Here is a 24131-nt window from a genome sequence, read left to right on the forward strand (position 1 = left end):
GCGGCCGTCGTTAAAGCGCCGGAACAACCGAAAACCGCGATTTCGGCCCTCTGGCGCCCAGCGCTGAAGCAAGCCTTCGTCAAGCTCGACCCTCGGCAATTGCAGCGCGCACCGGTGATGCTGGTGGTCGAACTGACCGCGATCCTCACCACCGTGCTGTGCTTCATCCCGGACACGGCAGTGCCGACTTTCGTCGCCGCGCAAATCGCCGTGTGGCTGTGGTTCACCGTGCTGTTCGCCAACTTCGCCGAGGCCCTGGCCGAAGGTCGCGGCAAGGCTCGTGCGGACAGCCTCAAGGCCGGCAGCGAAGGCTTGAGTGCACGTCGCAAGACCAACAACGGCACCTTTCAAGTGGTGCCTGCCAGCAGTCTGCGCAAGGGCGATGTGGTACGTGTCGAAGCCGGGGAAATGATTCCCGGTGACGGCGAAGTGATCGAAGGCATCGCTGCGGTCAACGAAGCGGCGATCACCGGTGAATCGGCGCCGGTGATCCGCGAGTCCGGTGGCGACCGTTCGGCTGTCACCGGCAATACCCGGCTAGTCTCTGACTGGCTGCTGGTGAAGATCACCGCCAACCCTGGCGAATCGACACTGGATCGCATGATCGCCCTGGTCGAAGGCGCCAAACGCCAGAAAACCCCCAACGAAGTGGCGCTCGACATCCTGCTGATCGGCCTGACCCTGATCTTCCTGCTGGTGGTCGTGACCCTGCAACCCTTCGCACACTTCGCCAACGGCAGCCTGCCGCTGGTGTTCCTGGTGGCGTTATTGGTCACGCTGATCCCGACCACCATCGGCGGCCTGTTGTCCGCCATTGGCATCGCCGGGATGGACCGTCTGGTTCGCTTGAACGTGATCGCCAAATCCGGTCGCGCCGTGGAAGCAGCGGGGGATGTGCACGTCCTGCTGCTGGACAAGACCGGCACCATCACTTTCGGCAACCGTCGCTGTACCGCCGTGGTTGCGGCACCGGGTGTGACCGCCCGCGAACTGGCCGAGGGCGCCTTGTTCGCCTCGTTGGCCGATGACACCGCAGAAGGTAAATCCATCGTCGAATACCTGCGCAACACTCAACCCCAGCCCGAGCCGGCTACCGAACTGCTGACTGCCGTGCCGTTCAGCGCCGAAACCCGGTTGTCCGGAGTCGACTATCAGGGCCGGGTGTATCGCAAGGGGGCGGTGGATTCGTTGCTGGCATTCGTTGGCCTCAAGCGTGCCGATCTGGCGCCGGCCCTGTCCCGTGAAATCGACAAGATCGCCCAAAGCGGTGGCACGCCGCTGCTGGTCTGCGTCGACGGCAAACTGCTCGGTGCGATTCACCTCAAGGACGTGGTCAAGCCCGGCATTCGCGAGCGCTTTGCCGAACTGCGCAAGCTGGGCATCCGCACCGTCATGGTGACCGGCGACAACCCGCTGACCGCCGCCGCCATTGCCGCCGAAGCGGGGGTGGATGACGTGCTGGCCGAAGCCACGCCGGAGAAAAAACTGGCGCGCATTCGCCACGAGCAAAACGACGGTCGCCTGGTCGCCATGTGCGGCGACGGCGCCAACGACGCCCCGGCGCTGGCACAGGCCGACGTTGGCATGGCAATGAACGACGGTACGCAAGCCGCTCGCGAGGCGGCCAACATGGTCGACCTCGACAGCGACCCAACCAAGTTGCTGGACGTGGTGCAGATCGGCAAGGAATTGCTGGTGACCCGTGGCGCGTTGACCACGTTCTCCATCGCCAACGACGTGGCCAAGTATTTCGCGATCCTGCCGGCGCTGTTTGCCGCGATCTACCCGCAACTCGGTGTGCTGAACATCATGCACCTGAGCAGCCCGCAGAGCGCGATTCTCTCGGCGATCGTGTTCAACGCCTTGATCATCGTGGTGCTGATTCCCCTGGCGTTGCGTGGTGTGCGGGTACAGGCGGCGAGCGCGGCGGCGTTGCTGCGCCGCAATTTGCTGATCTATGGACTGGGCGGGATTGCCGTGCCGTTCGTAGGCATCAAGGCCATCGATATGCTGCTGACGGCGTTGCATCTGGTTTGACCTTGGCGAGCGCTGCGCGCTCGATCGCCAGCAAGCCGGCTCCTACAGGGTTTGATTTCAATCTGTAGGAGCAAAGCTTGCTCGCGATGAGCGCACCACGATGCAAAAGAATGAACGCAGACTTGTTCACTGAACTCGAGGATTTTGAAATGTCCACAATGATACGTCCGGCCCTGAGCCTGCTCGTGCTGATGACCTTGATTACCGGTGTCGCCTATCCCTTGGTGGTCACCGGCGTGGCCCAAGTGGCGTTCCCGGATCAGGCCAATGGCAGTCTGGTTCGTGATGCCGAGGGCAAGGTCCGAGGCTCATCACTGATTGCCCAGGATTTCGTCGGTGATGCTTGGTTTCACCCACGGCCATCGGCCGGTGCCTTTGCCACTGTGTCGAGCAGTGCCAGCAACCTGTCGCCGAGCAACCCGGCCCTGGCCACTCGCGTGATCGACGACGCCAACAAGCTGTTGGTGCCTGGCCAGGGGCCGGTGCCGCTGGCGATGGTCACCACCTCTGGCAGCGGTCTTGATCCCCACTTGCCACCGGCAGCGATTGCCTATCAACTGGCGCGTGTCGCGGCGGCGCGCAACCTGCCGGTGTCGATCCTGCAGAACCTGCTGGATACGCACATCGAGCAGCCGTTGGTGGGACCGCCAGTGGTGAATGTGCTTGAGTTGAACCTGGCGCTGGAAAAGCTGTAGATCAAAAGATCGCAGCCTGCGGCAGCTCCTACAGGGGCTACGCGTTCCCTTGTAGGAGCTGCCGCAGGCTGCGATCTTTCAAGGCACTCCCCATTCAAAGACGTACAAGGCAAAGACAAATGACCGACTCCGGCCGCGCCGACGCGCTGTTAGCCAATCTGCCCCGCGATGGTCGTGGCCGGCTCAAGGTGTTCCTGGGCGCCGCCCCCGGCGTCGGCAAGACCTACGCCATGCTGCAAGCGGCCCACGCGCAACTGCGTCAGGGCGTGAAGCTCATCGCCGGCGTGGTCGAAACCCATGGCCGTGCGGAAACCGAAGCCTTGCTCGCAGGCCTACCGCAGCAACCGCTGTTGCGCTCGGAATACCGAGGGGTGATGCTCGAAGAAATGGACCTCGACGGCTTGCTGGCTGCCAAGCCGAAACTGGTGTTGGTGGACGAGCTGGCCCACACCAATGCCCCCGGCAGCCGCCATGCCAAGCGCTGGCAAGACATCCAGGAGCTGCTCGCCGCCGGCATCGACGTATTCACCACGGTCAACGTCCAGCATCTGGAAAGCCTCAACGATCAGGTGCGCGGCATCACCGGCGTGCAGGTACGCGAAACCCTGCCGGACTGGGTGTTGCAGGAGTCCTACGAACTGCTGCTGATCGACTTGCCGCCGCGCGAGTTGCTGGAGCGCTTGCGCGACGGCAAGGTTTACGTGCCGGAGCAGGCACGGGCGGCGATCGATGCGTTTTTCACCCAGACCAACCTCACCGCGCTGCGGGAGCTGGCGATGCAAACCGCAGCGGCCCAGATCGATAACGATCTGGCCCTGGGGTATCGCCAGCTCGGTCAGGCGGCGCCGGCGGTACGCGGTCGCTTGTTGGTCGGTGTCGATGGTGATGCCCAGGCCGAGCGTCTGGTGCGTCACGCCAGTCGCGTCGCCCAGCGTCGGCATTTGCCGTGGAGCCTGGTGCATGTGGACAACGGCAGCGTGCGTGACGAGCAGTCGCGCCTGCGCCTGCAAAGTGCCCAGCAACTGGCCGAACGCCTGGGTGGCGAAGTGGTGTTGTTGCGGGCCGGCGAAGTGGCGAAAACCCTGATCCAGCATGCCGCCGAACGTCGCGCCACGCTGGTCTTGGTCGGTCAGTCCCGGCCACGACTGCGCCGGCGTCTGTTCGGCGGGGGCCTGGCGGCGCGACTGCTGCGTATTGCCAGCGGCCTGGAAATCAACGTCATCGACGGCGAGCCTGAGCAGCATCAGCCACGGCAGCCTTCGATACAGTCGCTGGTGTGGTTCGACTATGCCTTGGCTGTAGTGGCGACGGTGTCGGCCAGTGCCCTGGCCTGGGCGGTGGCGAGTGTTCTGGCGTTGCCGAACATCTCGTTGGTATTCCTCGCCGCTGTACTGCTGGTGGCGGTGCGCAGTAGCCTCGGCCCGGCGCTGTTCTGTGCCGCACTGTCGTTTTTGACTTACGACTTTTTATTCATTCCACCGAATTTTTCCTTCCACATCCAGCGCGAAGAAGACGTGCTGACCTTGCTGTTCTTCCTGCTGATGGCAGCCCTTACCGGCAACCTGGCGGCGCGCCAGCGCCGACAATTGCAGGCGTTGCGCGACACCCAGGAGGAAACGACCGAACTGCTCGACCTGTCGCGCAAACTGACTGCCGCCACCGACCGCCAGGCCGTGATCAGTGCGGCGGCACAGCACCTCAATGGCTGGAGCGATTTGCAGTTGTGCCTGCTCAATCGCGACGGCCAGAGCGGCTGGAAAGTCGAGACCGGTGGCCCGCTTGAGTTGACTGAAGCCGAGCGTGCGGCCGCCGACTGGGCCTGGCAACACGACCAACCGGCAGGGGCGGGCACCGGCACCTTGCCGCTGGGGCGTTGGTGGTGGTGGCCGTTGTCGGTGGAAGATGGTCCGCTGGCGCTGCTCGGTGTTTGTGCGAAGGAAGGCCAAACCTTGAGTGGCCAGCGTCGTCGCTTGTTGACTGCGTTGAGCCAGCCGCTGGCCCAGGCACTGGCCCGTGCGCAATTGGCCGATGACTTGGAAGCCGCGCGCCTGCACGGTGAAACCGAACAATTGCGCAGCGCCTTGCTGGCCTCGGTGTCTCACGATTTGCGCACGCCGTTGACCTCCATGCGCGGCAGCATCGACAGCCTGTTGGCCCTCGGTGAAGCAATCCCGCTTGAGGATCGCCGCGAATTGCTCGAAGGCACCCGCGATGAAGCCGAACGCCTCGATCGCTACATTCAAAACCTGCTGGACATGACGCGCCTCGGTCACGGTGCACTGAAGCTGGCGCGGGATTGGGTATCGCCGGCGGACATCGTCGGCAGTGCGCTCAATCGCCTGCGCGCCGTGCTGGCGCCGTTGCAGGTCAGTACCGACGTGCCCGCGCAATTGCCCCTGCTGTTTGTCCACGCCGCCTTGATCGAACAGGCCTTGGTCAATGTGCTGGAAAACGCCGCGCGTTTCTCGCCCTCCCATGGCTGCCTGCAACTGAGTGCCGGCGCTGACGATACCGAGCTGTTTTTTTCAGTGAGCGACGAGGGGCCGGGGATACCGGAATCAGAGCGGGAGAAGATTTTCGACATGTTCTACACCGCCGCCCGTGGTGATCGGGGCGGGCAGGGCACCGGGCTGGGGCTGGCGATTTGTCAGGGCATGGTCGGCGCCCATGGCGGTCGGATCAGCGTCGCCGATGGCATCGGCGGGCGCGGCACCTGCATCACCTTGCACCTGCCGTTGCAGGCGCAACCGGCCCTCGAAGTTTGAGCGCCGAGGGTGAAGCTTGAACGTGCTAGCGTTACTCTTTTGCCAAATTTCTTTGTTGATGTGAATTCATGAGCCAGACCGCGACCATTTTGGTGATCGACGATGAGCCACAGATCCGCAAGTTCCTGCGCATCAGCCTCGCTTCCCAAGGCTATAAAGTGCTGGAGGCGGGCACCGGCAGCGAAGGACTGGCCCAGGCCGCGCTGAACAAACCGGACCTGCTGGTACTCGACCTCGGGTTACCGGACATGGACGGCCAACAGGTGCTCAGTGAGTTTCGCGAGTGGTCCAAGGTGCCGGTGCTGGTGCTCTCGGTGCGTGCCAGTGAAGGCCAGAAGGTTGAAGCCCTGGACGGTGGCGCCAATGACTACGTGACCAAACCCTTCGGCATTCAGGAATTTCTGGCGCGCGTCCGTGCGCTGCTGCGTCAGGCGCCCGTGGGCGAAGCGCAGCAAGCGGCGCTCACCTTTGGCCCGCTGACGGTGGACCTGGCGTATCGCCGCGTGCTGCTCGACGGCAGCGAAGTCGCCCTGACCCGCAAGGAATACGCCGTGCTGGCGCAATTGGCGCGGCATCCGGGACGGGTCATCACCCAGCAGCAATTGCTCAAGGACATTTGGGGGCCGACTCATACCGAGGACAGTCATTACCTGCGGATCGTGGTCGGGCATTTGCGACAGAAACTGGCGGACGATCCGACCCAGCCCCGGTTTATCGTGACCGAGGCGGGGGTGGGGTATCGGTTGTTGAGTGAGGGTGGTCTTTAGATTTGTGTTGAATGATCCGGCCTCATCGCGGGCAAGCCTCGCTCCTACGGTTTTATGTCGATCACAAATATTGCGCAAAACCCATACCCCGTAGGAGCGAGGCTTGCCCGCGATGAGGCCCGCTAATTCACTCGAGAAACATCAGGACTCCCGCTCATTCTCATACCTGTCCAGGGTATCGCGCGCAATCTCCCGCCCCAGGGCGATCAACTCCGGCGCTTTGTAAAACTCGAAAAATCGGCACACCCGCTTCGGCACGTTGATCAGGATATCCGGCGGATACCCGGCAATCTTGTACTGCGCCAACGAGGTCTGCATCACCTCGAAACTCTGGTTGATCAGGTCCAACAACGACGCCGGCCCCACGTTGTCGATGATGAACGAACCCGTGGCCGATTTCGGCGCGCCGGCGCGTTCAGGAGCGGCGGCTGGCTGCTGGGCTTCAGGTTCGGCGGATTCGACCCAGGGGTTGATCTCGGCGGCCTCCGCCAGCAGGGCCTCTTTTTCCAGTCGCAATAATTGTTCCGCCTGTTTGCGCCGGAAGGGCATCTTCGAGCCCAGCGAGCTGATCAGGCTGTCGAATCGGGTCTTGAACGCGGCGGGGCGCTGGATCACCGGCATCTGGTAGTGACGTTGGTTAGTGGAGTTGAGGTTGACCGCGATGATCAAATCGCAGTGGCTCGACACCACCGGTACGATCGGCAAGGGGTTGAGAATGCCGCCATCGACCAGCATGCGATTGCCTTGCATTACCGGGGTGAACAGGCTGGGAATCGCCGCCGAGGCGCGCATGGCCTGGTGCAGGCAGCCTTCCTGGAACCAGATTTCCTGCTGGTTGGTCAGGTCGGTGGCCACAGCGGTGTAGGGAATACGCAGGTCTTCGATATTGATCTCGCCGACGATCTTGCGGATCTGCCCGAACACCTTTTCTCCGCGAATGGCGCCCAAGCGAAAACTGACATCCACCAGGCGCAACACGTCGAGGTAATCCAGGCTCTCGATCCAGTTGCGATAATCATCCAGTTTGCCGGCGGCATAGATGCCGCCGACCACCGCCCCCATGGAGCAGCCGGCGATGCAGGCAATGTCGTAGCCACGCCGTTCGATCTCCTGGATAACGCCAATATGGGCATACCCCCGGGCTCCACCCGAGCCCAATACCAGTGCGACACGCTTTTTCATGAATCGCCCTCGTTTTAATGATTGAACAATGCACCCATCGAGGGACGTGCTTCAATCGTTCAGGTCGCTTGCTGAAGCGAGTGCGTCGTTTTTTCGACAGCTAATGGCGGCACTTGATTATTCTTGCCCGCGCTATAGTTTGCGCAGGCGACGGACGGCACTTTTACCGCGCCAGGCCGTCCTACGTGCACGACTGTTTCCTATACTTTGAGGAGTAAGTGATGAAAGCTTGGATCTGTGTGCCACTGATTGCCCTGGCACTCGCCGGTTGTGCTGGTAAGACCGCGTATCGCGACAGCTGCGGTAACAACCTCGATGCCGCATGGCATGAGCTGGACCTGGCCAAGGCCGAAGGTTTCGCCGGCACCGTCAGCTACTCCAAGGCCCTGTCGTTGTTGACTGCGGCCAAGACCCAGCAGCAGTTCGAAGGGTACGAAGGCTGCACCAGCAAAGCCGAGAAGGCGCGTTTCTATATTCGTGAATCGCGGGCAGGTCGTTAAAAACACTGCTACTCCTGTAGGAGCCAGCCTGCTGGCGATGGGGCCTCAATGATCACCGCGAACTCGAGGATTCATCGCAGGCAAGCCAGCTCCTACCGTTTTGCTGTTGTTCAGGGAGTTAGCCCATGATCGACCGGTTGGTAGCCCATGTCTTGGGCCTGGAAGTTCGCCTTTTGGCCTGTCAGGCACGGTTGAGTGCCCTTACCGACCCGGAAGCATTGCACGACCTTCGCATCACCGTGCGCCAGTTGCGCAGCCTGTTGCGACCCTTGCGTGGCTTGCCCGGCGTCGAACAGCTGGAGGCGGCGGCCGCTCACGTAGGCGTCCTGACCACTCCATTGCGCGATCGTGAGGTATTGGCGGCGTATCTGCTGCAACATGATCAACCCGAAGCCGCGCAGCGGCGCATGGTGCAGATGACCCAGGCTTATCCGGCCGTGGCGACGAGCACGGAGCTTGCGCAATTACTGTTGATTCTCGATGCTTTTCCACGTTTTTTGCGGGCAGCCCAGCGTCAGGCGTTGCTCAAGGGTTTGCGCAAGCGCATCGAAAAACGCCTGGCCAAACAATGGAAGAAACTCGACAAAGCCCTGCACGATCCCGCCCACGACCGTCACCGCCTGCGTCTTTTGATCAAGCGCGTGCGGTATGGCATCGAAGCTTATCCCGAGCTTGACCGTTTGCCGAAAGCGGCGATGCCACGGTTGAAGGCAGCGCAAAGTGCCTTGGGCGATTGGCATGACTGTTGGCAATGGCTGGCGATGGCTGAGCGCGAAGCGGATTTGCAGCCCTGTGTCGCCGTCTGGAAAACCACCATGACCGAGGCCGAACAACGCGCCGACCGCGTGCTCGACAAACTCAGCAAAGCCTGTTTCTGAATTCAGCACAATCTCCTGTAGGAGCTGTCGCAGGCTGCGATCTTTTGATCTTGTTTTTTAAAGGCAAAATCAAAAGTTCGCAGCCTGCGGCAGCTCCTACACGGCTTATCTGTCAGTCAATTTGGCCGGAATAGGCGCTGTACAGCCGTCGTCCGCTGGTTAAGATCCCTTCATCCTTTCCTGTATCCGAGGTTTTCATGCGCTTTTCCGATCTGCTCGACGCCGTCCGCCGTCAGCCGCTGGACCTGTCTATTCCGGCCGGATGGGCGCAGGGTCGTGCCAGCTTCGGTGGCCTGGTCGCCGCCTTGCAGTACGAAGCCATGCGCGCCAAGGTGCCAACGGATCGCCCGGTGCGTTCGCTGGCGATCACCTTCGTCGGCCCAGTTGAACCCGAGGTGCCGGTCAGTTTTGAAGTCGATGTGCTACGCGAAGGCAAGGCGGTCAGCCAGGTGCTGGGGCGGGCCATGCAAAACGGCCAGGTGGTGACGCTGATCCAGGGCAGCTTCGGCGCCTCGCGACCTTCGGAAGTGGCGGTGATGGCTGAACCGGTTCCCGAGATGAAGCACTGGGACGAATGCCAGGAATTGCCATTCATCGAAGGTGTGATCCCGGAATTCATGCGGCACCTGGCGATGCGCTGGAGCGTCGGCGGGTTGCCGTTCACCGGCAACACCTCGCGCCAGATGGGCGGCTGGGTGCGGTTACGTGGTGATGTGAAAGAGGAGGCGGTCAGCGAGGCGCACATCCTGGCGCTGGTGGATGCCTGGCCGCCGGCGGTCATGCCGTTTCTGAAGAAGCCGGCCATGGGCAGCACCTTGACCTGGACCATCGAATTCGTCCAGCCGCTGTTGGAGCTGAGCACGCTGGATTGGTGCAAATACCTGGTCGAAACCGAACACGCCGCCGACGGCTATGGCCATGCGGCGGCGAAGTTGTGGGACGTGGAAGGTCGATTGATTGCCATGAGCCGGCAGACGGTAACGGTCTTTGCCTAATAAAAAGCTGCCTGATCAATGCCGACGGTGGCGCTCACGCCAGGCGCGCCACCAGCCACCACTGAGGAAAAACCGCGGGAAGGTCAGGAACTGCTCGACCAGCAGACGTGACACCGCGTCTTTGCGATCACTGAACGGCTCAGCGGCTTGCGCCTCCAGCGTGTGACCGTGACGCTGCAAACCAAGAGCCGCAATCACGCCGACAACACCGATGGCGAAGTTCGCCAGGTTCAGGCCGAACACCCCGGACACAATCAGCAGAAAGGCCACGATGAACAGCGGCACGGCGATCAGGTGCAGCACCAGATTGGTCGGGTGCTGGTGATTGTTCGGGTAGGCACGCCATTGCCAGGCGGGAAGGTTGGGATGACGTTTGCCCATGATGCTGATCCTCAAATCCATGTTGAACACATGATTGAAGAATAGGCGCGGTCCATGCGGGCTGCGAATCAAGGTTGGCTATCGGGGTGATAGGGATCATGGTCAACGTTGATGTCGACCTTGATGACGTCATCGCGGGCAAGCCTCGCTCCTACAGATTGATCACCGTCTCCTGTAGGAGCGAGGCTTGCCCGCGAAGAGGCCGTCACAACTTCAACTGTCCTATCGCCTTGCTCAACTCCCCAGCCAACGCCGCCAACTCATTACTGGTCGTCGCCGAACCGACCGTCTGCTGCACCGTGTTTTCGGTCACATCGCGGATGCTCACCACCGCTCGGTTCATTTCTTCCGCCACCTGACTCTGCTGCTCGGCCGCCACTGCAATCTGCGTATTGTTTTCACGCATCTGCGCCACCGCTCCGGTGATTTGCACCAGCGCCTCGCCGGCCTCTTGCGCCTGTTGCACGCAATCGTCGGCCTTGAACGAACTCTCCTGCATGAAATCCACCGCGTCTCGCGTTCCGGCCTGCAGGGCTGACACCATCATGGTGATTTCATCCGTGGAGGTTTGCACGCGTTTGGCCAGGTTGCGCACCTCATCGGCAACCACGGCGAATCCGCGACCCATTTCACCGGCCCGGGCCGCTTCAATCGCCGCGTTCAAAGCCAGCAGATTGGTTTGCTCGGCAATGCTGTGAATCACATTCACCACGCCATTGATCTTCTGGCTGTCTTCGGCCAGGCGCTGAATCATCTCGGCCGTCTGCTGCACCCCAGTGGATAACCCGGCAATCGAACTCTGTACGCGCATGACCACGGCCTGCCCGCTGCCAGCCAAGGTATCGGCCGATTGCGACAGGTCGCGGGTGGCGCCGGCATGTTGGGCGATATGATGGACGGTGGCGGTCATTTCGTTGATCGCCGTGGCGGCTTGATCGGTTTCGCTTTGCTGGCCGAGCATGCCGTGGCGCACTTCGTTCATGCTCGATGCCAACCGCGCGGCACCGTCGTCCAATTGGCGGGCGGTGCTAGCCACGGTGTTCACCACCCGTTGATAGCCCGCCTGCATGGCGTTGAAGGCGTTGGCCATCCGCCCGACTTCATCGCTACCGGCGAGCGGAACGCGTGCTGTCAGGTCGCCGGTTTTCTCGACGTGGAGCATGACGTCTTTCAAGGTGTTGAGCTGGCTGAGCAGGAAGCGGATCAACAGTTGCGAGGCCCCGAGCATCGCCAGCATCAGGATGAATACGGCTACCGCGTAATTGGCGAAACGTTCGCCAAACATCTGGGCGAGGCTCGGGCCATGGGCGATCACCGCGGCTTGCTGCCCGTCCTCACGGGTGAACACTTGGGCGCCCAGCAATGGGTTGTCACCCAACAACGGCAGGGGATTGATATCGACCCAGCCGTTTGCATTGGCCAGTTCCGGAATTGGCTGACCATCGAGCATTGGCGCCTGCCCGCGACTGAAGGTCAGTAGTTGCCTGGCTTGCGGCAGCGGTTTTCCGGCAGGCCAGGCGCTGAGCAAGCTTGCCTGGGCCTGGGCCGATGCCTGGGCGGCTTGGCTGCGAGTCTGATGTTCAAGCTGCACGGCATACAGCACCAGCAGCAGGGTCGTGACGAAGGCGACGGCATTCACCGCCCAGAATTTGTATTTCAGCGAGATGTTGCTAAGCCAGGCACCCATGGAGGTCTTCTCTGATAGCGGAAACAGTTTTGGCAAGGTGCCAGCATTGTGCCGCTACTCAGGGGATGGAGCTTGATGTGGGTCAACGGACTTTATGTTGTTTGAAAAGATCGCAGCCTTCGGCAGCTCCTACACGGGAATGCAACCAATGTAGGAGCTGCCGAAGGCTGCGATCCTTTGATCTTCACCCCAACACGGGCAACCCATAAAACGCCCGCGCACAAGCGGTGGTATGAGCGGCGAGATCCTCCTGGGTCTCTCCCCGATGCAACGCCACTTCACGCAGCACCTCAGTCAAATACGCCGGCTCATTGCGACCATTCTTCGGCTTCGGACGCAAAGTGCGTGGCAGCAGGTAGGGCGCATCGCTTTCGAGCATCAGGCGCCCGCGCTTGATCTCTTTCACCAAGGGATGCAGATGCGTCCCCCGGCGTTCGTCGCAGATCCAGCCGGTAATGCCGATGTGCAGGTCCATGTCGAGGTAACTGAACAGCGCCTTTTTTTCCCCGGTGAAGCAATGCACGACCGCGGCCGGCAATCGATCACGGTAGTCGCGCAGGATCTCCAGCAAACGCTGGCTGGCCTCGCGCTCGTGCAGGAACACCGGCATCTGCAACTCGACCGCCAGTGCCAGGTGTTCTTCGAGGACTTTTTCCTGCTGTGGGCGCGGCGAGAAATCGCGGTTGAAATCCAGTCCGCATTCACCTACGGCAACCACGTTCGATTCCTTGAGCAGGCTGCGCAGACGGCGGGCGCTGTCGACGTTCCAGTCGCTGGCTGCGTGGGGGTGAATACCGGCGGTGGCGAACAGCCGTTGCGCGCTTTCGTCCAGTTGACGGCACAGCTCCAGCGCTTGTTCGCTGCTCTCGACATGGGTGCCGGTCAGCACCAATTGGCAGACCCCGGCGGCATAGGCGCGGTCGAGAACGGCCTGGTGTTTGTCGGCAAAACTGGGGTTGGTCAGGTTGACGCCGATATCGATGAGTTGCATGGTGCTACCTCGGACCCAAGACCGCCAAGCATATCAGAGCTGTAGATTTATAAGAAAAACCAAGAACTACAACGAGTTATCGCTGTCTTTTGAGCCACGACCTTGAACCGCAACCTTGAGCCTCATGCCATCCAGGATGACTTAAGTGCCATCATGGTGACATCATCTCGTGCTTTTCCAGCGCTTCAGGCGTCCTGTTTCGTCATTTGATGGCATGAAAATACTCATGTGATCGACCCGAATTTCTTCCGGAGAGTGGATGATTCGTCCCTCGGTTTTGCTCCTGCTGTGTTGTTCGCTGCTGCTGCCGATGTCGGCGGTTGCGCGTCTGCCCGGGCCGCTGCAAGCCGTACCGGCGGCCAAGGTGCGCGACCTGACGGATATCCGCAGCAGTCGCGTGCTGCGGGTATTGGTCAACCAGAGCCGTAACAGCTCCGGCGAGGTCCAGGGACAGGCCATCGGTGTTGAATACCACCGCTTGCGCGCCTTTGAGCAATACCTCAACGGTCACGCCCGTGACGGCCAGGAAATCACCCTCAAGATTATCCCCAAGGCCAAGGACCAACTGCTCGGCGCCTTGCAGCGCGGGGAGGGTGATCTGGTGGCACCGGGGGAACTGCTCGACCTGCGAGCCGGTTTCGCCGTCAGCACCAGCGAGCCGATTGCGAGCAACATCCCGTTGGTGCTGGTGGGGATCAAGGGCGAACGCCGCTACACCCGCCTCGAACAACTCTCAGGTAAAACCCTGGCCTTGCCCACAGGCAGCGCCGCCGGGGATGCGGTCAGCCAGATCAATCAGAAACTCGCCCTGCACAAACTGCCGCCGATCAATATCGAGTGGGTCGATCCCAGCCTGGCGGTCGAGGACGTGCTGGAGATGGTCCAGGGCGGCATATTCCACCTGACCATCGTCGAACAACCGATTGCCGAGCGCTGGGGCAAGATCCTGCCGAAACTGCGATTCGATAAACAAGTGCTGATCAGTGAGCCGGGCGAGGAGTATTGGTTCGTGCGCCGCGACGCGTCGATGCTGCGGGCCAGCATCGACCGTTTCCTCGCCGGCTATAAAAAGCCATCGGACCAGGATGCCGCCTTCCTGCGGATCTATCGACGCCTCTACCAAGTGCACTATCCCTTGGCCAAGGCTGACCGTCAGCGTCTGGAAAAACTGCGACCCGTGCTGCAGAAACACGCCGACGCCCAAGGCATGGACTGGCTGAACCTGGCGGCGCTTGCGTTCAAGGAGTCCGGATTGCAACCCAAGGCCCGCAGCGACGGCAGCCCGACCGGTCTGATGCAGATCACACCGTCCGCGGCGCAGCGAGTGGGGGTCAACAATATTCAGGATCTCGATGGCAATGTGCAGGCCGGTGCCAAGTACCTGGCGATGATTCGTCGCAAGTTCTTTGCCAGCCCCAAACTCAACGAGCGCGAACGCATGGCCTTCGTGCTGGCGGCCTACAACATTGGTCCTGAGCGGGTGCAGGGCATGCGTACCGAGGCGCGGCGCCGGGGCTTGAACCCGAATCAGTGGTTCTTCCAGGTCGAGCGCATTGCCATGGAGCAGGTGGGAATGGGACCTGTCAGCTATGTTAATAGCGTGAACAAGTACTACTTGGCGTTCGATCGGGAGCGGGAGTCGTTGGAGCCCCAGGGGCAGAAGGTTGCCCTGCGTAAATGATCGAATAAACTGAAGTGTTATAGCGGTTTTTTGCGCTTTAACTATGATGTTTACTGATTAATATGGCGACCAACCCAAACACTCTCACAATGGATGAAACAACATGAGCACACTGATCACCAAGGTTCTGTCTACCCGCGCTGGCTACGGCCTGACCGTTCTGCGAATTATCGTCGGCGTCATCTTCGCGGCCCACGGTTCGCAGAAACTCTTCGGCGCATTCGGTGGCTACGGCCTGGCGGGCACCGCGCAGTACATGGAAAGCATCGGACTGGCACCGGGCTACCTGATGGCAACGCTGGCGGGCGGCACCGAGTTCTTCGCCGGCCTGGCCCTGATCATTGGCCTGCTGGTTCGCCCGGCGGCGCTGGGCCTGACCTTTCTTTCGCTGGTAGCGATCTTCTCGGTGCACATCAGTAACGGTCTGTTCATGGCCAACAACGGTTATGAATTCGCCCTGGCCCTGCTCGGTGGCAGCATTGCGGTGTTGATCGAAGGCGCCGGCAAACTCTCGGCCGATCGTGCCATCGCCGGTTGATTGCAGTGGCTTGACGAACCTTTCTCGCTGCGCGGCCTCAAAGCTACAACCCCCCTGAAGAAAGCGAGGCACGCTATGACAGCGAATACCAGAAGCAAGGACGTAAACGGTTATCGGGCCCCACGTTTCATGCTGCCAGCCCTGGTTTTCGGGCTGTTGCTCTCCCCCTTGGCGATGGCCGGCGGTGATGGCAACGCGGCAGTCGGCGGGGGGCTTGGCGGGGCACTGGGCAACGTCGTCGGCGGCCAATTGGGCGGCAGTACCGGCGCTGCGATAGGTGCCGGTGTCGGCGGCGCAGCCGGTAGCGCGGTTGGTGCGAATAAGGGTAGTCGCACAGAAGCGGCGGTTGGCGGTGGGCTGGGCTCGGCAAGTGGCTCAGTGATCGGCCACAGTCTCGGCGGCTCCACCGGTTCGACCATCGGCGCAGGCCTCGGTGGTGCGGCGGGCGGTGCGGTCGGCAACAGCATCGGTGACGACGACCACGACCACGACCATTCCGGTGGCAGCCACAAACATAATCACAAGCACAAAAACAAACATCATTGAGTCGGTAGCGACCGACAGCTGAAAACCCGGCCTGGTGCCGGGTTTTTCATTTTTTGTCTGTCGGGTGTCGGCCGATGGTCTGCCAGATCGACCCGAGTCTCGCGTCTGCCTCGAAATGTACAGGCCTGTCCTTGAGTTGCTTGAGGGAGCTTCATGAATTGCCGGCAACGATGCACCGATCGATAAGGGCAGGATGCTGCCTTCCACGGAAGTGAATGCTTACTTTCTGGATCGGTACTCGATGCTATTGCACTAATTAGGCAGCGGAGGGGGCTAGAATAATTTTAGTGTGATTATTTATTTAGTGATTTTATCCAATTCCTATAAAAATCTCTTTGTTGTTGGATGTCATTTGTAATGTCCTTTTCGTCATAATCGAATATATTTACCACGTCTTCTGGTTCGCTGGGTCTTCCTAGTTTAAGTTCGTACGCGGCTATTCCGGCTGACATTTGAGATGACATTCTTGATGGGTGAACGTTAACTTTTGCTCCTTTGCATAAAAATCTTGTTTCTGGGAAGTCAGCTCGAAGTAATCCAAGGCATTCATAAATATCATGGGCTGAGTAGGTTTTTTTAGCCCCGTTTTCCATTATCAAAGTTAACGTTCGCTTTTGCCGGTCGCATTCGATTACGACCTTCTGTGGGACCCCTTGGGTGCTTGTGGATATTTCTATTATTTTCATGGCCATTTCCGATGTGGATTGGGGATAGAGTAGCCTTCATGGGTGCCATCGGCACGAACGGGGGTAACGCCTAGAATATCTTTGCTCTCAATTCCTCCGGGCATAGCTATTTCGACCTCATTTTTATGAGGTGAAAGCAGGCCGAGTTTCTTATTCACATCTATCCCCTTAATATTTTTTATTACGTAAACGTATCCATCTTCAAATCCATACCCCGTCCCGAATTTTATAGCCTCTGTTACTGAAGTCGAAGTGCTGACGAAAAAGCTGGGGGGATTTCGGTTGTCTCGTGCATGTAAGTAAAGATCTAGGCTATCCCCTAGTGGCTCAAACCCAACTTCGAAAATCTCCCATGGCTCACGTGAGTCTCCTCGATATAAATAGCGATTGTTGCGTTTTGGAGAGGGAGTGCTTGGTTCGCCTTCCTCAACTTTCACCTTCGCTGTGGGATCCAGATCCTCTGGCGCCGGTTTCTTACACCCACCAGAACCCGGACATTCACTCAACCCCAACGGATCCACCCACCCCGTCGGATTGCGCGTGTACTGGTAGGCATTCAACCCACCCGCCAGCTTCACCGGGTCCGGCGTCATGTACCGCCCGCTGTCCGGTTGGTAATAGCGGTGGCGGTTGTAGTGCAGGCCGGTTTCGGTGTCGCAGTACTGGCCCTGGAAGCGCAGCGGTTGTTCCAGCTGTTCGCCACTGCCCTGGGTTAGCTCGCGGAGTTGGCCGTAGGCCGTGTATTGCGCCGACCAGACGATGTCGCCGTCGCAGTCGGTGAGTTCCTGCGGGGTGCCGAGGTGGTCGAGTTGGTAGTAGAACGGGCGGGCGTTTTTCGGGCCTTTGCCGTCGAGCAGGGCCAGTGGGCGGAAGCTGTTGGGCTCGTAGAGGTAGCTGCGGTAGTGGGTTTGGCTGCTTTCGGCGACGAGTTGGTCGCCTTGCCAGAAGAACGTCGTGGTGTGGCCGTCGACGGTTTTGTCGATGCGTCGGCCGAAGGCGTCGTAGCGATAACTGGCGGTGCGGCCGTCTGCCAGGCTGACGCCGATCAGCCGGTGCTGGCTGTCGTAGCGGTAGTCGGTGGTGTGTTGGCCGCGACGTTCGCGGATCAGATTGCCGAAGGCGTCGTAGGCGTAATGGCGGTCGCCGTGGCGCAGCAGGCGGTTGCCCTTGAGGTGCCAGGGGCCGGGGCGGTCGTGGATCAGCAGGTTGCCGGCCGGGTCGTGGCTGAAGTGCTCCGGGGTTTGTTCGCGGGCGTGGTGCACCCGGGTCAGGCGCTCGAGCGGGTCGTACTGGTAGCGGCGCAGGCCGTGGCGGGTGTCGCCGATGTGCAGGAGGTTGCCGTTGGCGGCGTAGGCATAATCGCGGCGGTACAGTTGACGCTGGTGTTGGCTGACAGCGTGGGCCTGCAAGCGCCCCTGATCGTCGTAGGCATAATCGCTGTGCAGCCGGCCTTGCTGGCGCTGGCGTTCGCGACCGAATTCGAACTGATGAGCGGTGAGACGCGTGCCATTAAGGTCGATGGCGCTCAGCGCTCCACCTTTAGCGCGGTGATATTGCAGGCGGCTGTTGTCCGGCAGGCGCAGGTGCTGCAACTGACTGCTGGCGTCGTAGCCGTAGCGCAGGGTGCCCCAGCCCTGGTGCTCGGTGATCAGCCGGTCCAGGGCGTCGTACTCGAACGCCAGCGGGTGGTCCTGGCCGTCGTCGACGCTGACCAGCCGCCCCAAGCGGTCATAGCGGTATTCGACCTTGCTCCCGTCGGGCAGGGTCTTGACCAGCAAACGGCCGGCGCTGTCGCGTGCATAGCCGGTGACTAACGACGAACCGTCATCGCCGAATTCGGTCTTTTCCCGCAACTGGCCGTTGAGGTCGTAGGCGTAGGCCGTGCGCCGGCCGTCGAAGCCGGTTTCCTGTCGAATCAAACCACCGGGGGTGTAGTCCAGGCGGTATTTATCGCCGACTTCGTTCTCGATCTCGGTCAGCAACAGCTGCGCGTGGTCGTAGCGGTACTTGAGCTGGGTGCCGTCGGGGTTGATTCGCCGGCTGACCCGGTGCAGGTCGTCGGCGTATTCGTAGCGGGTGACACACTCCAGTTCGTCGCGCTCGGCGGTGACCTGGCCGTAGGCGTTGTAGCTGAAACGACGGCTGGCGCCGCTCGGCAGTGTCGTCTGTAACAGGCGGCCGACCGCGTCCCACTGCTCACGGCTGATGGCGCCGAATGCGTCCTGGGTCGTGGTCCGCCGCCCCAGGGCGTCGTAGGCAAACTGCCGACGCCCGCCGTCGGGCAGGGTTTCCTCGAGCAGTTGGCCGAGGCCGTTCCAGCGCAAGCGATGCAGGCTGCGGTCCGGGTAGCGGATCAGCACCAGGCGGCCTTGCGCGTCGTATTCGTGGTAGGTGCTCTGGCCGTCGGGGTCGATCAGCCAGGTGATGTCGCCCTGGGCATTGCGCTGGTAGGTCCACTTGGCCTGACCGCGATACCGCGCGTGCAGGAAACCGTTGCGGTACTCGTAGGACGTCGGTTCGTCGTCGGGCGGAATCAGCGCGATCAGCCGACCGACTTCGTCGTAGTGGTATTCGGTGACGGCGCCGAGGGCATCCTGTTCGGCGATCAGCCGGCCCTGGGCGTCATAGGTCTTGTGCTGTTCGCCGCCGTCGGCCGCGCGCCGATGCACCAGCCGCGCCTGCTCGTCATGGACGTAGCGTTCCTGGCTGCCATCGGCGTGCCTGAGCGTCACCCCGCCGTCGTCGTCCCAGGCGTAGCGGGTGTCCATCTGCGCAAAGGACGCCCAATGGCGGATGCAGCGCGCGGCCTTGCCGGAGCGTTGCCACTCCCAGTAGAAACTCGCACCGCCAGCCAGCTGCCGCTGCAGGATGACGTGCTGTTCGTCGTAGTCGTAGCGCTCGGATTCACCGACCGCGTTGCTCGCCGCGATCAGCCGGCCACGGCCGTCGTAGCGGTAGCTGACCAGGGTTTGTTCGGTGCGCCAACCGGGTTCCTGGTCGTCGGCCGGATGCCAGCGTTGGTAGTCGACGGCGATCAGGTGCTGGCGGTCATAGCGCAGGTGCAGGCAGCGCCCGGCACCGTTGTCCAGACGCTGGATGCGCTCGGCCAGGTCGCGCTGCACGCTCAGCCGGTTGCCGTAGGCGTCGCTGATCGCGCTCAGGCGGCCATGCTGGAAGTGATAGAAGCGCGGTGATTCACCGACCAGGGCGAGAATCAGCTCCTCCGGCGCTTCCCCGAGAAAGATCGCCGCCCGCGACAGGTTGTTGTGGATCGCCGGACGCGTCAGAGTCGGCAGGGGAAACGGCGTGCGGCGGTTCTCTGAATCGATCCAGGTGACGCTGTCGCCGTCGATCTCCAGGCGCTGGCTCAGCGAATGGCTCCAGCCGAAACCGAGGCCGCTGTCGATTTCCACCGCGCTGGTGCGATACAGGCGGGTGAACTCGAACGGCAGAATCCCGTCGAGCGTGGCATCGGTGAGGGTCAGCAGTTCTTCACCGGTGACCAGCGATACCGGGCAACCGTGGGTGGCGGTGTGCCCAGCGGTATCGGTGCTGTCGCCGTTGGGGTTCTTCGCCTGTTTGGAAGCGTCGTCGTGAGGTTCCTGGCGACCGATGCGCGTCTTGGCGTCAGATTTGTTCCGGGCAATGGCGACGGGGTTGTCTACCAATACATCCGCCGACCCTGCGGCACTGATGCGAAGCGGCACGGTCGGCGCAGGTTTCAGCTGTGCGTTTCGGGCATTGACCATCAACGGCTTGAGCGTGCCCGCGTGAGCGGTCAGATCGGAGCGACTCGTCAGCTCGGCCAGTCGCACAGACGCCCCAGCCAGCCAGCGTCGGGCGCGTTCGGACTTGACCTTGCCCAGTACCTTGGCGCTCATGCCAAGCTTCAGGCCGGCAGGGCCGGTCAAACACGCCAGCAGGAAACCGATCAGCAACTCCGTCCGAATTTGCGCCACGACTTCGGCGATGTACTGCGGCGGTAACAGCTTCAGCCAACTGGTGAACGCGGCCAGATAAATGAACATCAAGGGTTCATCGCTCAATACCAGCAACAGATTGGCGATGGCCTCGGTCGACGCATTCAACAGCGTCTCAAGTTCGGCTTCGGTGAGGTATTCAAGGAGCTTGGCGCTGTTGGCTTGCAGGTCGGCGATCAGGGCGTAGAGCTGCTTGACGTCGTCCCATAACTGGTTGAGGGAATTCTCGAAGCCTCGCCAATCGGCGCGTTGCAGCATGCCGTAGCGTTCCCTGAAATCAGCTTCGGAAAACCCGGCCCACAGTGGTTGAAATTCGTTCGTCCACTCGCTGCGTAACCAGCCTTCAAGCCCATCGACGACACCTTGATAGGAGGCATAAAGCGCTTTGACGTGATCGCGGGTGACGTTGGGGAAGAAGGTGATGCGGTAGCGATTGCCGCGCCAGCAATCGGGGATTTCGAGAATGCCGCTGGGGCCGATGGTTTCGTGAATGGCTTTACCGTACGTCGGTCCATCCGGACCATCGGAAATCAACGGTTCGAGCATTACCGGCGTATCGCCGATCGGCACGAAGCGCGCGGCTTCGAACATATGCACCAGGGTCAATGGACCGCTGGCGGGGCATTGCGCAACAGTGGAACTGACGGGGGTGGTGGCGTTCTTCGGCGCGCTGAGACGGACGTCGTTGCCGACTGTGAACACCTGCTCGACATCCAGTGTGCCGCCGGTCCAGAAGTTCTCAGCCCAGGCGTCGTATTGGTTGAGACAAAGGCGGAAGTCTTTGAGCAACGCTTCGAAGTCCGGGTGTTCCGGATTCATCGCCGCCACCACCAGCAGGCCGATGGTGTTATTCAGGGCCAGCAGCTTGTCAGGATCGAACATGCGCAGTGTTTCGCTCGGGTGTAGAGGAGGCGCGAAACTCTGCGTGGGATCAGCGGGGAAAGAAGTCGGGAAAGGAGGTGTTTGATGTAGGGCGATTCGCTAAATCATTGGCATCTCTTCGCACCGCTCGGGTTTTGCCCGTTGCTCTATGCCAACCACGCTCGTTATGCTGCTGAAACCTTTAATCAGTCACGGAGCCGGCCGATTTTGAGCCGCCTCGGATGTCATTGAAAACGGATCAGATGCGATGAATGCAGCGCTGAATGAGTTCGGCCCGATCAAGGCCGTGATTTTCGATATGGACGGCCTGCTGCTGGACACCGAGGGCATTTACACCGAAGTCACGTCCATCATTGCCGGGCGCTATGGGCGGACCTTCGACTGGAGCCTCAAACAACACATCATCGGTCGCGGCGCTGCTGACCTGGCGCGCTACGTGGTCGAGGCGCTGGAACTGCCGATCAGCGCCGAAGAATTCCTGGTGATCCGCGAACCGCTGATGCGCGAGCGCTTTCCTACAGCACAGGCGATGCCGGGCGCACAGCAATTGGTTCGGCATCTGAAGGCCAACAACATTCCCATCGCGGTGGGCACCAGTTCGTCGAGTCAGTCGTTCGGCCAGAAAACCACCTTGCACCGGGACTGGTTTGCCCTGTTCGACACCATCGTCACCGCTGATGACCCGGAAGTCGGCGCAGCGAAACCAGCGCCGGATATCTTCCTGACCGCCGCGCGACGCCTGGGTGTCGCGCCGCAGGATTGCCTGGTGTTCGAGGATTCGCCCTTCGGCGTCACGGCAGCGAAAGCGGCGGGGATGACGGCGATTGCCATTCCGGATGCGGCGATGGCCGATGAAAAATACGCACACGCCGATGGCATTCTTCGTACGTTGAAGGCGTTCAAACCAGGGGCGTTCGGCTTGCCAGCGCTCGAGTGGGGCTGACAGAGCAAAATCTGTAGGAGCGAGCCTGCTCGCGATAGCGTTCATCCAGACAGATCATTGCTGTCTGATACACCGCTATCGCGAGCAGGCTCGCTCCTACAGGGGGATTGCATTTAACTGAGCTTTATCAGGCGCCAAAACCACCGTCGATGGTCAAGCTGGCACCGGTGATGTACCCGGCTTCGGGGCCGACGAGGTAGGCGACGAAACTGGCGATTTCTTCGGCTTTGCCGTAACGCCCAACGGCCATCAATGGAATCAGGCTGTCGGCGAAGTCACCCTCGGCCGGGTTCATGTCGGTATCGACCGGGCCCGGTTGCACGTTGTTGATGGTGATGCCTTTGGGGCCGAGGTCCCGGGCCAGGCCCTTGGTCAGGCCGACCAGTGCCGCCTTGCTCATGGCATAGGGGCCGCCACCGGCGAAGGGCATGCGATCGGCGTTGGTGCTGCCGATGTTGATGACCCGACCACCTTCGGTCATATGACGGGCGGCGGCCTGAGTGGCGATGAATACGCTGCGCACGTTAATGGCCAGGGTCTGGTCGAAATCTTCGAGTTTGAAATCTTCCAGGGGGGCAACCGCCAACACACCGGCGTTGTTCACCAGGATGTCCAGTCGACCAAAACTTTCTACCGTCGCGCTGACGGCGTTGCGAATGGCGTCGGCATCGGCGCTGTCTGCCTTGATGGCGAGGGCTTTGCCGCCGTCGGCGATGATCTGGTTTCGCAGTGCTTCGGCCTTGGCCGTGGAACTGACATAAGTAAAGGCGACCGTCGCGCCTTCAGCGGCCAGGCGTTTGACGATGGCAGCGCCAATGCCACGGGAACCGCCCTGGATCAAAGCCACTTTGCCGCTGAGGTTCTGAGTAGTCATATCGATCTCCAAAGTCCCGAGGCAGGATGTCCCGGTTGATGGAGCCTAGTATCGATTTGCGATGACACGCTGTGTAGACGGACATTGCGATAGTCTGTGTAAACCAAAAGTTTATAGTGGTGACCATGGAAACCTTCAGCAGTATCGAATGCTTTGTTCGCAGCGCCGAGGTGGGCAGCTTTGCCGAAGCTGCGCGACGCTTGAGTTTGACCCCCGCTGCCGTGGGCAAGAGCGTCGCCAAGCTGGAAGCGCGACTGGGCGTGCGGCTGTTCCAGCGCAGCACCCGCCGCCTGGCGCTGACAGAGGCGGGCCAGTTGTTTCTCGGTGAGGTCAGTGGCAGTTTGCACACGATCCAGAATGCCGTGGCCAACCTTGCCAGCGCTGGCGGGCGTCCGGCGGGGACGTTGAAGGTCAGCATGGGCACGGTGTTCGGGCGCTTGTACATCGTGCCGTTGCTCGGGGAGTTCTTGCGGCGTTTTCCGGCAATCAACCCGGACTGGCATTTCGATAACCGCCAGATCGACCTGATCGGCCAGGGCTTCGACGCTGCGATTGGCGGTGGATTCGAATTGCCCCAAGGGGTGGTGGCGCGCAAGCTGACCCCGGCCCATCGTGTGTTGGTGGCATCTGCCGACTACCTGGCTGCGCGCGAGGTGATCATCGAACCTGAGGATCTCAAGCACCACGAGGGCATCCTCATTCGCTCACCGCAGACAGGCCGCGTGCGCTCCTGGCAATTGACCAGCCGCACCCGGCAGCACAGTCCGTTGACCCTGAAAGCGCGGATGACCATGAGCGATTCGGAAGCGGCTTGCGCCACGGCCACCCAAGGGCTGGGGATCGCGCTGGTGAGCATGCCGTTTGCCGTGGGGTATCTGGAGGCGGGGACGCTGCAGCGAGTGTTGCCGGACTGGTATGTCGATGACGGCAACATTTCGATTTATTACGCCGAACACAAACTGCTGCCGGGCAAGACCCGGGTGTTTGTTGAATTCATTATTGAGCAGTTTGCGGAGTGGGGGTTGGGGCAGCGGTTTAGTGCCATTTGAACCTGGCTTAAAACCGAGTCGTCCGCTTTCGCGAGCAAGCCCGCTCCCACAGGGGATATGTGAACGCACAAATC

General features: G+C 61.0%; 18 protein-coding genes and 1 pseudogene. 12 read left to right on the plus strand and 7 right to left on the minus strand.

The genetic code is table 11. The annotated features are described in order from the left end of the window. Positions 1-7 precede the first annotated feature (7 nt). The 4 genes and pseudogenes from kdpB to ABTV22_RS08555 form a co-directional block, all read left to right on the plus strand. A pseudogene (gene kdpB, locus ABTV22_RS08540) lies at positions 8-2037 on the plus strand (potassium-transporting ATPase subunit KdpB); the annotation flags it as partial. A 149-nt stretch (positions 2038-2186) separates the two neighbouring features. Beyond that, positions 2187-2732 (plus strand): potassium-transporting ATPase subunit KdpC, encoded by a 546-nt coding sequence (gene kdpC, locus ABTV22_RS08545; protein WP_433739431.1) that lies wholly within the window; start codon positions 2187-2189, stop codon positions 2730-2732. Positions 2733-2851: 119 nt separating this feature from the next. Continuing rightward, positions 2852-5497 carry a DUF4118 domain-containing protein gene (locus tag ABTV22_RS08550; RefSeq protein WP_433739432.1) on the plus strand — a complete coding sequence of 882 codons (2646 nt, stop codon included), beginning with the start codon at positions 2852-2854 and terminating at the stop codon, positions 5495-5497. Positions 5498-5565: 68 nt separating this feature from the next. Next, complete coding sequence (locus ABTV22_RS08555) at positions 5566-6264, plus strand: response regulator (RefSeq protein WP_433739433.1); 699 nt, start codon at positions 5566-5568, stop codon at positions 6262-6264. 141 nt (positions 6265-6405) lie between these two features. On the opposite strand, the gene ABTV22_RS08560 is transcribed toward ABTV22_RS08555, so the two are convergent. Then, positions 6406-7446, minus strand: coding sequence for a patatin-like phospholipase family protein (locus ABTV22_RS08560; RefSeq protein WP_433739434.1), 1041 nt, complete (start codon positions 7444-7446; stop codon positions 6406-6408). Between the two features lie 221 nt (positions 7447-7667). Here ABTV22_RS08560 and ABTV22_RS08565 point away from each other — a divergent pair, with 221 nt between their 5' ends. From ABTV22_RS08565 to ABTV22_RS08575, 3 genes are all read left to right on the plus strand, one after another. Continuing rightward, positions 7668-7946, plus strand: a complete 279-nt coding sequence (locus tag ABTV22_RS08565) for a hypothetical protein (protein WP_433739435.1) — start codon at positions 7668-7670, stop codon at positions 7944-7946. Positions 7947-8071: 125 nt separating this feature from the next. Next, entirely contained in the window at positions 8072-8824 is a 753-nt protein-coding gene (locus tag ABTV22_RS08570) for a CHAD domain-containing protein (RefSeq protein ID WP_433739436.1), read from the plus strand. 197 nt (positions 8825-9021) lie between these two features. Continuing rightward, positions 9022-9819, plus strand: coding sequence for an acyl-CoA thioesterase (locus ABTV22_RS08575; RefSeq protein ID WP_433739437.1), 798 nt, complete (start codon positions 9022-9024; stop codon positions 9817-9819). A gap of 15 nt (positions 9820-9834) precedes the next feature. Here the strand turns inward: ABTV22_RS08575 and ABTV22_RS08580 are convergent, their stop codons facing one another. From ABTV22_RS08580 to ABTV22_RS08590, 3 genes are all read right to left on the minus strand, one after another. Continuing rightward, positions 9835-10200 carry a terminase gene (locus tag ABTV22_RS08580; RefSeq protein WP_433739438.1) on the minus strand — a complete coding sequence of 122 codons (366 nt, stop codon included), beginning with the start codon at positions 10198-10200 and terminating at the stop codon, positions 9835-9837. A gap of 205 nt (positions 10201-10405) precedes the next feature. Then, positions 10406-11887 carry a methyl-accepting chemotaxis protein gene (locus tag ABTV22_RS08585; RefSeq protein ID WP_433739439.1) on the minus strand — a complete coding sequence of 494 codons (1482 nt, stop codon included), beginning with the start codon at positions 11885-11887 and terminating at the stop codon, positions 10406-10408. A 184-nt stretch (positions 11888-12071) separates the two neighbouring features. After that, positions 12072-12878 carry a TatD family hydrolase gene (locus ABTV22_RS08590; RefSeq protein ID WP_433739440.1) on the minus strand — a complete coding sequence of 269 codons (807 nt, stop codon included), beginning with the start codon at positions 12876-12878 and terminating at the stop codon, positions 12072-12074. A gap of 259 nt (positions 12879-13137) precedes the next feature. Between ABTV22_RS08590 and ABTV22_RS08595 the strand changes: the two genes are divergently transcribed. The 3 genes from ABTV22_RS08595 (at position 13138) to ABTV22_RS08605 (ending at position 15643) form a co-directional block, all read left to right on the plus strand. After that, entirely contained in the window at positions 13138-14559 is a 1422-nt protein-coding gene (locus tag ABTV22_RS08595; RefSeq protein WP_433739441.1) for a transglycosylase SLT domain-containing protein, read from the plus strand. A gap of 103 nt (positions 14560-14662) precedes the next feature. Then, positions 14663-15097 carry a DoxX family protein gene (locus tag ABTV22_RS08600; RefSeq protein ID WP_433739442.1) on the plus strand — a complete coding sequence of 145 codons (435 nt, stop codon included), beginning with the start codon at positions 14663-14665 and terminating at the stop codon, positions 15095-15097. 129 nt (positions 15098-15226) lie between these two features. Continuing rightward, a complete protein-coding gene (locus tag ABTV22_RS08605) occupies positions 15227-15643 on the plus strand; it encodes a glycine zipper domain-containing protein (protein WP_433741340.1) in 417 nt (138 codons plus the stop codon). Between the two features lie 293 nt (positions 15644-15936). Here the strand turns inward: ABTV22_RS08605 and ABTV22_RS08610 are convergent, their stop codons facing one another. Continuing rightward, positions 15937-16329, minus strand: coding sequence for a hypothetical protein (locus ABTV22_RS08610; RefSeq protein ID WP_433739443.1), 393 nt, complete (start codon positions 16327-16329; stop codon positions 15937-15939). Continuing rightward, positions 16326-21191, minus strand: coding sequence for an RHS repeat-associated core domain-containing protein (locus tag ABTV22_RS08615; protein ID WP_433739444.1), 4866 nt, complete (start codon positions 21189-21191; stop codon positions 16326-16328). The genes ABTV22_RS08610 and ABTV22_RS08615 overlap by 4 nt, the downstream gene beginning before the upstream one ends. A gap of 247 nt (positions 21192-21438) precedes the next feature. Here ABTV22_RS08615 and ABTV22_RS08620 point away from each other — a divergent pair, with 247 nt between their 5' ends. After that, positions 21439-22134 carry an HAD-IA family hydrolase gene (locus ABTV22_RS08620; protein WP_433739445.1) on the plus strand — a complete coding sequence of 232 codons (696 nt, stop codon included), beginning with the start codon at positions 21439-21441 and terminating at the stop codon, positions 22132-22134. A gap of 127 nt (positions 22135-22261) precedes the next feature. Here ABTV22_RS08620 and ABTV22_RS08625 read toward each other — a convergent pair whose 3' ends face one another. After that, positions 22262-23008: a 3-oxoacyl-ACP reductase family protein gene (locus ABTV22_RS08625; RefSeq protein WP_433739446.1), complete on the minus strand. Its 747-nt coding sequence runs from the start codon at positions 23006-23008 to the stop codon at positions 22262-22264. Positions 23009-23133: 125 nt separating this feature from the next. Here ABTV22_RS08625 and ABTV22_RS08630 point away from each other — a divergent pair, with 125 nt between their 5' ends. After that, positions 23134-24057: a LysR family transcriptional regulator gene (locus ABTV22_RS08630; protein WP_433739447.1), complete on the plus strand. Its 924-nt coding sequence runs from the start codon at positions 23134-23136 to the stop codon at positions 24055-24057. Positions 24058-24131 lie beyond the last annotated feature (74 nt).

The sequence above is a fragment of the Pseudomonas putida genome (assembly GCF_050990305.1).
Lineage (GTDB): Bacteria > Pseudomonadota > Gammaproteobacteria > Pseudomonadales > Pseudomonadaceae > Aquipseudomonas > Aquipseudomonas putida_AH.